The organism is Methanoculleus sp. MH98A (genome assembly GCF_000691865.1).
Classification (GTDB): domain Archaea; phylum Halobacteriota; class Methanomicrobia; order Methanomicrobiales; family Methanoculleaceae; genus Methanoculleus.
On record NZ_JMIO01000024.1, the window covers coordinates 17,033 to 27,288 of the forward strand.

The 10,256-nt window shown below is 62.5% G+C and carries 8 protein-coding genes; 4 read left to right on the top strand and 4 right to left on the bottom strand.

Features of this window, described 5'->3' with window-relative positions; genetic code table 11:
- Window positions 1-2: 2 nt before the first annotated feature.
- Window positions 3-650: a 2-phospho-L-lactate guanylyltransferase gene (gene cofC, locus EI28_RS04660; protein ID WP_048113072.1), complete on the top strand. Its 648-nt coding sequence runs from the start codon at window positions 3-5 to the stop codon at window positions 648-650.
- On the opposite strand, the gene cofE is transcribed toward cofC, so the two are convergent.
- From cofE to glyA, 4 genes are read right to left on the bottom strand one after another with little or no spacing between them, the layout of a single operon-like run.
- Window positions 576-1,382: a coenzyme F420-0:L-glutamate ligase gene (gene cofE, locus EI28_RS04665; protein WP_048113074.1), complete on the bottom strand. Its 807-nt coding sequence runs from the start codon at window positions 1,380-1,382 to the stop codon at window positions 576-578. The two genes, cofC and cofE, sit on opposite strands and share 75 nt — an antisense overlap.
- Window positions 1,379-2,194: a dihydropteroate synthase gene (gene folP, locus EI28_RS04670; protein ID WP_048113076.1), complete on the bottom strand. Its 816-nt coding sequence runs from the start codon at window positions 2,192-2,194 to the stop codon at window positions 1,379-1,381. Before folP ends, cofE begins: the two co-directional genes overlap by 4 nt.
- Window positions 2,170-3,021 carry a bifunctional methylenetetrahydrofolate dehydrogenase/methenyltetrahydrofolate cyclohydrolase FolD gene (gene folD / locus EI28_RS04675; RefSeq protein WP_048113078.1) on the bottom strand — a complete coding sequence of 284 codons (852 nt, stop codon included), beginning with the start codon at window positions 3,019-3,021 and terminating at the stop codon, window positions 2,170-2,172. The genes folP and folD overlap by 25 nt, the downstream gene beginning before the upstream one ends.
- The gene (glyA, locus tag EI28_RS04680; protein WP_048113080.1) at window positions 3,018-4,289 is read right to left on the bottom strand and encodes a serine hydroxymethyltransferase; all 1,272 of its coding nucleotides are present in this window, start codon (window positions 4,287-4,289) and stop codon (window positions 3,018-3,020) included. Before glyA ends, folD begins: the two co-directional genes overlap by 4 nt.
- A gap of 259 nt (window positions 4,290-4,548) precedes the next feature.
- Here glyA and EI28_RS04685 point away from each other — a divergent pair, with 259 nt between their 5' ends.
- The 3 genes from EI28_RS04685 to EI28_RS04695 are packed head-to-tail and all read left to right on the top strand — an operon-like array spanning window position 4,549 to window position 9,376.
- On the top strand, window positions 4,549-5,169 hold the full coding sequence (locus tag EI28_RS04685) for a hypothetical protein (protein WP_048113081.1): 621 nt from the start codon (window positions 4,549-4,551) through the stop codon (window positions 5,167-5,169).
- Between the two features lie 18 nt (window positions 5,170-5,187).
- Complete coding sequence (smc, locus tag EI28_RS04690) at window positions 5,188-8,631, top strand: chromosome segregation protein SMC (RefSeq protein ID WP_048113082.1); 3,444 nt, start codon at window positions 5,188-5,190, stop codon at window positions 8,629-8,631.
- Complete coding sequence (locus EI28_RS04695) at window positions 8,624-9,376, top strand: segregation/condensation protein A (protein WP_048113083.1); 753 nt, start codon at window positions 8,624-8,626, stop codon at window positions 9,374-9,376. The genes smc and EI28_RS04695 overlap by 8 nt, the downstream gene beginning before the upstream one ends.
- Window positions 9,377-10,256 lie beyond the last annotated feature (880 nt).

Genomic DNA, 10,256 nt, shown 5'->3' on the forward strand with positions numbered 1-10,256 from the left:
CGATGTACTTCCACGCGCTCATCCCCTTTAAGCCGGTGAACCCCAAGACGCGCCTCTCCTGCATCCTCAACCAGGGGGAGCGGGAAGCGTTCGCCCGGGCGATGCTTGAAGACGTGATCGCCGCCGTGCAGAAGTCCGGGTGCAGCGCCACCCTGCTCTGCACCCACTCCTTCAAACACGAGAACGCCCTCGTCGCCGTCCGGACGGAACCATTGAACGACGCCATCAACTGGGCGCTCGGCCAGTTCCACTGCCCGGCGCTCATCATCATGGCCGATATCCCCCTGGTGACGGCCGGGGACATCCAGCGGCTGATCCGGACGGAGAAGGACATGTCCATCGTGCCGGGCCGGGGCGGCGGAACGAATATCATATTCCTCAAAAAACCGCGGTGCTTCCGTGCCGACTACTACGGCGCGAGTTTCCTCGACCACATGCGGATTGCAGAAGAGTGCGGCTTCTCCGTCGAGGTGATCGATTCATTCAGGATGTCGACCGATATCGACGAGAAGGAAGACCTGGTCGAGATCCTCATCCACGGAAAAGGGAGAAGGAGCAGGGAGTACCTGGAGAACTCAGGATTCTCTATCGTCCTTGACGAGAAGGGACGGGTCGGCGTGCAGCGCGACCCCCATGAAGAGGCACTCTGAAGCGTCGATCGTGGCGACCCCGTTGTAATCCCCGACGAGAAGCCCGACTCCCCGCACCACGGCCGCGGGGACGCACTCGCCCGCCTCTCCCATCACGAGTTCGGCGGCGGACGCGATGCAGTCTGCAACCGCCCTCTTCGTGACCTCGAGTTCGCGGCCGAAGAGATCTTTTTTCCCGCGTTCGTCGATCACCGAGGGGATGCCCGAACACCCGATGGCGACCCCGGAGCACCCGAGGCGCATCGCGTGCGTCCGGGAGTCGGCGACGATGACCCCGACGTCGGCACCCGACCGTTCCGCGATCGCGGCACGTATCCGCGCGGCGGATGCGTCCGCATCAAGAGGGAGGAGGACGAGCGTGCCCGCCGGGGCGTTCGAGGCATCGATCCCGGCGTTCGGCAGAAGCGTCCCGTTCTTCATGCAGAGCAGGAACCCGGGAATACCCCCGACAACCCGGTCGCTCTCCCGGAGCACCACCTCGGCGTGCCGGGGATCCATCTGATATTCTTCGGCGAACAGGAGGGCTTTTGCCGACGGCTCGACATCGGCGAGCCTCACGACCCGGCCTTCGGCGGTGGCCAGGGCGGACTCCGCGACGACCACGACGTCGCCCGTCTCGAAGTTCCGGACGGCCGAGCGTTCGACGGCCGAGAGAAGGTGCGCTGCGACGTCGTCGCCGGGGCGGAGCAGGGGGGTCGCAAGACCGTATACCGAGAATGAAGGTGTCGTCATGTCTGCCTCATCGTTGCATGGACCCGCAGGAGGTCGGCGGTCTCGGCGACGTCGTGGCTCCGCACGACGGACGCTCCCGCGTCGACGAGCATCGTCGTGAGCGCGAGCGTGCCCGCGAGCCGGTCCTCGGGCTGGCGGCCGAGCAGGTCGCCGATGAACGTCTTCCTCGAGACCGCGGCAAGCACCGGGCGGCCGAACTCCAGGAACGAGGTAAAGTTCCGGCAGAGTTCCCAGTCGTCCTCGCTCGTCCGCGCCGGGACCCATCGCCCGACGGCGGGATCGAGGACGTACTCCTCGATCCCGAGAAGCGCGCACCGGCTGACGACCGCTTCGAGGGCTTTTTGTGTGGCGGCAATCCCGGCGGCGTCGCCGGGTTCCCGGCAACTCGCCATCGCGAATACCGGCAGCCCGGAGTCGGCGACCGCCTGCGCGTAGCGCTCTTCGGCAAGCCCGGAGATATCGTTCACCGCATGGACGTCGTGGCGGAGGCAGACCTCGAGCACCTCCGGGTGCCGGGTGTCCACCGAAAGGGTGATCCCGGTCCCGTCGAGTTCGGAGAGGGCCGCGTCCACCCGTGCCGCTTCCTCGGCGACGGTGATGGGAGAAGAGCCCGGGGCCGTGCTCCGCGCCCCGAGATCGATCATATCGGCGCCCGCCGCCGTCATGGCGAGGGCGCGGTCGTATACCTTTCCGGCCGGGATGTAGGAGCCCCGGTAGAACGACTCGGGGCTGCAGTTGATGACGCCCATCAGGCGAACAGGGGCGTCACCGCCGATCCGGAGACGGTTTACCGTACAGTGCTGTTGTCGCATGTCCTCAACTTGGCCGCCCTGAACGTGTTCTCCATCAGCGTCGCGATGGTCATGGGGCCGACGCCTCCGGGAACCGGGGTTATCGCTCCCGCCCGGTCTTTCACCGCCTCGAAATCGACGTCGCCCGAGAGCTTGCCCTGCTCGTCCTGATTGATCCCGACGTCGATCACCGTCGCGCCCTCCTTGACCATCTCCGGTCCGACAAACTTCGCTTTTCCGACCGCGCTGACCAGTATATCGGCTCTCCGCATCTCGTCTTCAAGGTTCTCGGTCTTCGAGTGGCATATGGTGACGGTCGCGTCGGCGTTCAGGAGCAGGGCGGCCATGGGCCGGCCGACGTCGATGCTCCGGCCGACGACGACCGCCCGCTTGCCGCGGGTTGGGATCTTGTATTCATCGAGGATCGTCATGATCCCCTGCGGAGTGCAGGGCGCAAAGATCGGGGTTCCGGAAAACAGCCTGCCGAGGTTGTAGGGATGGAACCCGTCCACGTCCTTATCGGGTGCGACCGCCTCGATGACGCGGGTGGTATCGACCCCGGCCGGGAGCGGGAGCTGGACCAGGATGCCGTTGATGTCCGGGTCGTTGTTGAGGCGCGTGACTGCCTCGAGCACCCGCTCCGTCGTGACGTCCGCCGGGAGCTCGATCCCGACCGACCCGATCCCGACGCGCTCGCACGCCCGGTGCTTCATGCGGACGTACATCTGCGACGCGGGATCTTCGCCCACGATGACGGTCGCGAGGCGCGGGTAGAGCCCGGACTCTTCTATCTCCTCCTTGAGGATCTCGAGCCTCTTCTCCGAGACCGCTTTGCCGTCGAGTATCATGCTACTTCAGGGTAGAGGGGATACTTGCTCGCGAGGGCAATAACCTCTTCTCTCACTTCGGTGATCGCCTTCTTCGAGGTCTTGTCCTTCGCGATGTCCTTCACGACCCGGGCGATCCAGTGGGCGATCTGTTTCATCTCCTCCTCTTTCATGCCGCGCGAGGTGACGGCGGGCGTGCCGATTCGCAGGCCGCTCGTCACGAAGGGGCTGAGCTGTTCGCGGGGGATGGTGTTCTTGTTCACGGTGATGCCGGCTTCGCCGAGCGCGGTCTCGGCCGCAAGACCCGTGAGGTGCTCGCCGTTCGTGGAAACCCCGGTCAGGTCGAGCAGGATGAGGTGGTTGTCGGTGCCGCCGGAGACGAGGTCGAGCCCTTCGCTCGCGAGGACATCGGCCAGCGTTTTTGCGTTCTTGACGACCTGTCCGCAGTAGTCCTTATACGCGGGGGTCAGGGCTTCCTTGAAGCAGACCGCCTTCGCCGCGATGGTGTGCATCAGCGGGCCGCCCTGCATTCCCGGGAAGATGGACTTGTCGATCGCCTGGGCATCCTCCTTGCTGCACATGATGGCGCCGCCGCGGGGGCCGCGCAGGGTCTTGTGCGTCGTCGTCGTCACGATGTCGACGACCCCGACAGGGGAGTTGTGGTGTCCGGTCGCACAGAGTCCGGCGATGTGGGCGATGTCGGCCATGCACCTCGCGCCGACGGCATCGGCGACTTCCTGGAATGCCTTGAAATCGATCTCGCGCGGGTAGGCGCTCGCGCCGCAGACGATCATCTGCGGTTTCACCGTCCGTGCCAGGTCCTCGATTGCCGCGTAGTCGAGCGTCTCGCTCTCGTGATCGACGCCGTAGTGGAAGATGGAGTACCAGCGCCCGGTGATGTTGACCGGCGAGCCGTGAGAGAGGTGGCCGCCCTGCGTGAGGCTCTGGCTCATGATCCTGTCCTTGTAGCCGAGGTAGGCGAAGTAGACCGCCTGGTTCGCCTGGCTCCCCGAGTGGGGCTGGACGTTCGCGTGCTCGGCCCCGAAGAGTTCGCAGAGACGGTCGCGCGCCAGGTTCTCCACGACATCGTGAAATTCGCAGCCGCCGTAATAACGCTTGCCGGGGTAGCCCTCGGCGTATTTATTGGTCATGATAGAACCCATCGCCTCGAGAACCGCTTTGCTCACGACGTTTTCGGAGGCGATCAATTCCAACCCGTTGATTTGACGCAGGCGCTCTTCCTCGATGAGGCCTGCGACTTCGGGATCGAAGTTTGCCAGACTAGACATGCAGAAAAAGGGTTGCTCCGTTGAGGTAATATGCTTTCTTTTATACGGGGCTTCTTAAGGCTGCCCGGGAGGCGTTCTTTGTACCGCCCTCCCGAGACGCGGGCATGCCCCTGGGGCGGGAGGTGGTTGCAGCGCCATCCGCGACGGCTGCCGGGATTTCTCCGACTGCGTCCCGGATTAAATGTAATACTTCTTCATTCGGGGAATCTATAGTAATATTATTACGTAATTATTATCAAGGATTAGTTTGAGGGAGATAATGGCGCAAAAAGATGCGAGGATACGATTTCTTGAGCGGGAACTTGCGGAGCGCGAGAAGGAGATGGAGACAATGAGAGAGCGAGAACAGCCGCCGGTACCTGAGGCGGGAGACGAGCGCCTGCGCGACCTTGAGCGGAAAGTGCGGGAGCTCGAGGCCGTGGTGAAAGGCCTGACGGAAGAGATCCTGGACGTCAAGTCCGTGGCGATGAAACTTTCCCGGGACGTGGACGAGCGCCGGAAGGCGCCGGTGCCGACCGGGGAGAAGAAGGCCGAGGTTACGCTCCAGGCGGAACCGCGCGCCGAGGCCGTTCCCCGGCCCGTGCGTGCCGCGGAGCGAAAGACCCCCGCGCGCCCGGCGGAGAAACAACCCCCCGCGCCCGTTCCGGAGGATGACCCGGATCTCGAGCTCATCATGCAGAACGACGGGACACTGAAGCCGGAGCCGAGGACATCCTCCGAGTACATCGTCGCCAGCACCGGTTCCCGGGGCGTCCCGGCAAAGGGACGGGGGAAAGGCGGCAAGCCCGCCGAACGCAAGCTCTTCGTCGAGCAGAAGAAGCGCCCGGTCGATGATGTCATCCAGGCCGAAGAGGACGACACCGTCGACCTCGATCGCTAGGTAAAGGGAGCTCCGTCCTTGTACATCACGCAGCTTGAGATCGACAACTTCAAGTCTTTCGCCAGAAAGACGAAAATTCCTTTTTTTGAAGGATTCACAGTCGTATCAGGCCCGAACGGTTCCGGAAAGAGTAATATCATCGACAGCATCCTCTTCGTCCTGGCCCTTTCGGGTGCGCGTGGGCTGCGGGCCGAGAAGCTGACCGATCTCATCAACGTCAATTCCGGGAAGAACACCGCCGAGGTGACGGTCACGTTCTCGGACGGCACGACGATCCGCCGCCGGATCAAGCGGACGCCGACGGGATACTACAGTTACAACTACTTAAACAACCGTCTCTGCAAACAGGGCGACGTCATCGGGTTCCTCGCAAAGATCGGGATCAAGCCGGAGGGCTACAACGTCGTGATGCAGGGTGACATCACCCGCATCATGGAGATGACCGACGGCGAACGGCGGAAGATCATCGACGAGATTGCCGGTGTCGCCGAGTTCGATCACAAGCGCGGACAGGCGTTCTCGGAGCTCGAGGTCGTGCGGGAGCGGCTCGAGCGTGAGGAACTCCTCTTGAACGAGCTCGTGGCGCGGCTGGATGCGCTCCAGCACGAGCGCGAGCAGGCGATGGAGTACCGGCGGTGGCAGGGCGAGCTGGAACACCTCGGGCAGTGCCGGGGGGCGGCGCTCGTCCGGCAGAAAGAGCAGGAGATCGGCACCCTTCACGATCTCGCGCACGATCAGCAGGCGGCAATCGTACGCACCGAGGGTGAGGGCGAAGCCGTCAAAAAAGAGATCGAGGAGGCGCGCGAACGCCAGCATGCCGTTGAAGAGGAGATAAACCACAAAAGCGGCCCCGAGTATCTCGAACTCGTCGGACGGCTCGAAGAGGCGCGAAGCGCGATCAAGCTCGGCGAGAAGACCATCGAACGGTTGAAGGTCAATCGGGAAGAGAATGCCGAGGCGGTCCAGCGGATCTACCTCGATAGCAAACGCGCCGAGGCGAAAGTCGAGGAGTGCGCCGCACAGATCCGCAACCTCTCGATAGACCGGGCGAATCTTGCCATGGAACTCGCGACGCAGCGCGACGAGATGAAGACGGTCGAGGAGCGTATCGCAAGCGAGAGCAAGGAGGTCGAAGGGGTAAAAGACCAGCTCTTCGAGAGGATGGAGGATCTCGAGAGCAAAAAGGAGCTCCGGTCGAAGATCCTCCGTGAGCAGGATATCTTCATCGAGAAGAGCCGGATGCGGACGTCGGAGCGGGAACGCCTGGACGCGCGCATCGCCCAGATCGAGGAGGAACTCACGAACAAGCAGGAGCAGGTCGCGGAGTACTCCTCCTGCATGGCCGACTGCGAGGAACAGAAACGCCAGATCGAGCGGGATCTCTCCGAGGCGGAGAGCACGCTCTTTGCGCGGCGGTCGGCGCTCGATCGGCTGAAGAAAGAGATCCGGGAGAACGAGCAGAACCTGATGCGCCTGGAGGCGCAGCAGCAGGCGCACGGCGATGCCGGCGGGAAGGCGATGGACGTCGTTCTCGGCATGGAAGGTGTCCACGGCACCGTTGCGCAGCTCGGGCGGGCGCCGCCGGAGTACGCGACCGCGCTCGACGTGGCGGCGATGGGCCGGCTCAGGTGGGCCATCGTCGATACCGATGCGGTTGCGTCCGATGCGATCCGCTACTTAAAAGAGAACCGGCTCGGGCGGGTCACGTTCCTGCCGCTCAACAAACTCCGGCCCCCGATCCTCTCGCCGCTCGAGGCCGACCCGGGCATCGTCGGCTACGCGGTCGATCTCCTGGAGTTCGACCCGGCGTTCGACCGCGCGTTCCGTGTCGTCTTCGGCGCGACGGTGGTGGTGGATACCCTCGAGCGGGCGCGGCGGCTGATGGGCCGGTACAAGATGGTCACCCTGGAGGGCGACTTCGTCGAGAGGAGCGGCGCCATGACCGGCGGATCCCAGGGGAAGAAGATCCGCGGGTTCGGGGTGGCGGTCGACGACGAGGTCGCGCGGGTTCGCGCGAAGCTCGCCGAACTCGAAGCGGAGGCGGGCGAGATCGAAGCGTCCATCGGCCGCTTTGCCGTGGCCGCGGAGGCAAAGCGAGCGGAGCGAAGTTCAATCGACGAGCAGGTTGCGCGCTACCGCATGCTGGTGGACGAGTTCCAGAAGCGCATCGAGGTGCTTTCCGGCGAGAAACGGACGCTCGAGGAGAACCTGCGCGAGATGCTCGATGCCGCAAAGACCGGCGGCGAGGAACTCGCGCGGCTCGAGGCCGATCTCGAGCGGATAACCGGCGAGATCGCGCAGGTATCGGCGGAGGTCGACGACCTCAAGAAGAAACTCGACGACACCGAGGTTCCCGTGCTCACCGAGCGGTACGAGAGCATCCGCAAGACGGTGGAGGATATCGAGCGACGGCTCCGGAACAAGGACGCCGACATCACCGACGCCAAACGCGAGCGGCAGCACTTTGCAAACCGTATCGAGGAACTTGCCGCGGAACGGAGCCGCCTGGAGGCGAAGAATCAGGAGGTCGACGGCGAGATCACCGCAACGGAGGAGCAGATCGAGGATCAGCGCCGCCTGATCGTGCAGCTCGAGGCGCGGCAGAAGGAGTTCTCCGACGAACTTGCAGGCCTGCACGAGAAGCGCGACCGGATACTCGAGGAGATCCGGGTGCTCGACCAGCGGGCTCTCGAACTCTCGGGTGCGATGGAGCGCATCCGGATGCAGATCAGTGCCCTCGAGGAGCGGGAACAGTCGCTCCTTGCCGAACTCGCGGCGCTCCGGGAGCAGGCCGGCGACGTGGAGACGGATCTCGACATCGCCGCCATCGATGCCGGGATTGCGGAGGCCGAGCGGGCGCTAAAGAAGATCGGTGCGGTGAACATGCTCGCGATCGAGGAGTGCGACCGGGTCGCTACGCGCGTCGAGGAACGGACGGAGAAGAAAGAGGTGCTCTCGCGGGAGCGGATGATGCTTCTCGAGCGGATCGAGAAGTACGAGAAGATGAAGTACGATGCTTTCATGACTGCGTTCACCGCGATCGATGAGAACTTCCGCGACATCTTCGCGCGGTTGACCGACGGGAGCGGGAGGCTGATCCTCGATAACGAAGAGGATCCCTTCTCCGGCGGCATGACGTTCGCGGTTCAGCCGCGCGACAAGAAAGTTCACCTCCTCTCCTCACTCTCCGGGGGCGAAAAGTCGCTTACCACGCTCGCGTTCATCTTCTCCATCCAGCAGTACATGCCCGCACCGTTCTATGCGCTCGATGAAGTGGATATGTTCCTCGACGGAAACAACGTCGGCCGCATCGCCGCCATGATGAGCGAGCTCTCGGGGAACGCGCAGTCGATCATCGTCTCGCTCCGAAAGCCGATGATCGAGCGCGCCGACCGCATCGTGGGCGTGACGATCCGCCCGGACAAGAGCACCTACGTGACCGGTGTGCAGAACAATGGATGAGGAGCCTGTCGAGATCCTGGCCGGCATGGCCGAGCGGGGCGAGGTCGATCCCTGGAACATCGATATCGTGGACGTGACCGACCGGTTCCTCGCCGAACTCGATCGAAGGAAGGAGCTCGACCTGCGGATCTCGGGGAGGACGCTTTTTTATGCCGCGTGTCTGCTGCGCCTGAAATCTGATTATCTCGATGGCTGGGGCGACGAAGAGGACGAAGATGCGTTTGCCGACGATGAGGACGAGTCGTTTGAGGACCTCGGGTTCGACTACGAGTCGGCCGGGGAAGTTGAGCCGATGGGGCGCCTGGAGCGGGAGATCCAGCGCCGTCTGGGGCGAAAGAATTTGCGGAAACGCCCGCCGGTCACGCTCTACGAACTCATCAAGCAGCTCAAAACGGCTGAGAAGGAACAGCGTCGCAGGCAGCGCAAACGGGTCTCTGTGCCCAGGGAGACGGACCTCGACCTCAGCGCCGGAGACGTGGTGGCGGTAGCGCATGACGAAGGATATCAGGGTGCGGTTGCGGTCGTCATGAAGGAGTTCCGGCGCGCTGCCCGGAACGGTGACATCCTGACGCTCGGCGACCTGTCCGGTGCCATGGGGCGGAGTCGCCGCGAGGTCTACATCCCGCTCCTGTTCCTGATGCTCGAGGGGGAACTCGTGCTCTGGCAGGACGAGTTCTTCGGCGAGATCTATGTCGGCGAGCATATCCCCGAGGATGGTCCCGAAGAGGTCGGCGAGGATGCATAATCCTCGACTAAATAAGGCCTATTGTTTTGTTCCCGCAGAAATTCTGCGTAATTCGAGATCGGTGAAGCTGCGCGCATGGGATTTTACCTGCGCTCCGGGTATCCGGCGAAGTCATTTGGGTGGTAAATCCGGGTCGTTTTGTGGCAGGATCCCACTTTTTTGAATGGGTGTGGGGTAAATGTTTAAATACCTCCAACATCAACATGTAATAGTCAAGTTGGGAGCAAATTCCGCGTAAAATCTGCACAAAATGTGCAGATCGTCCGGAGATCTCAACGTTTATGGGGGTCAAAGCCGTGTGCTTGGATCCGACGATGCAGGGAAATGTTTATATAGCATTGATGATAACATAGTGAGGCTGTGTTGTCGGGATGTCGGATCGTGCAGCCCCTCGGGGGTGGTCTGATCTCATGTCCGCTCAACCGCTGTGAGGGCCCGAGCATCCGTTCGGGCCTGATGCAGGGTGACAATGTTTATATGCCTGGAGATTCAACATATATTCTCACAAGGCGCTCTCAAACATCCGCGATGCGGATGAATCGGGGCGACGGGTCGGGAATATGTGTTTGATTCCCGGCCCGAAGTCTGGATGGAACATAATGTTTATATGCGATAACTCGCAAACATAAGTTCCTGCACAGGTGAAATATCGGGGGGCTCGGAATGTGGAATTCCGGGCAATTTCCTCGATCGGGCCGGAGATTCTCTCTGAATCTCCGGGGCGGATCCTGAACCGGGATGAAAGCGTTTATATGTGTTGAGTCACAAACGTTAATTCCTGCACAGGTGAAGTTCTCGACCCGGTCCGGGTCAAGTTCCCTGTATTCAAAAAAGGACGTGAAGATTCGAGAGCATTCTCGAATCCGATGCAGGAAACACA

Bases quoted from the DNA above. Each gene is read 5' to 3' on its own strand.
- cofC (WP_048113072.1), top strand. From the start codon at position 3: ATGTACTTCCACGCGCTCATCCCCTTTAAGCCGGTGAACCCCAAGACG.
- EI28_RS04695 (WP_048113083.1), top strand. From the start codon at position 8,624: ATGGATGAGGAGCCTGTCGAGATCCTGGCCGGCATGGCCGAGCGGGGC.
- cofE (WP_048113074.1), bottom strand. From the start codon at position 1,382: ATGACGACACCTTCATTCTCGGTATACGGTCTTGCGACCCCCCTGCTC.
- folD (WP_048113078.1), bottom strand. From the start codon at position 3,021: ATGATACTCGACGGCAAAGCGGTCTCGGAGAAGAGGCTCGAGATCCTC.
- EI28_RS04685 (WP_048113081.1), top strand. From the start codon at position 4,549: ATGGCGCAAAAAGATGCGAGGATACGATTTCTTGAGCGGGAACTTGCG.
- folP (WP_048113076.1), bottom strand. From the start codon at position 2,194: ATGCGACAACAGCACTGTACGGTAAACCGTCTCCGGATCGGCGGTGAC.
- glyA (WP_048113080.1), bottom strand. From the start codon at position 4,289: ATGTCTAGTCTGGCAAACTTCGATCCCGAAGTCGCAGGCCTCATCGAG.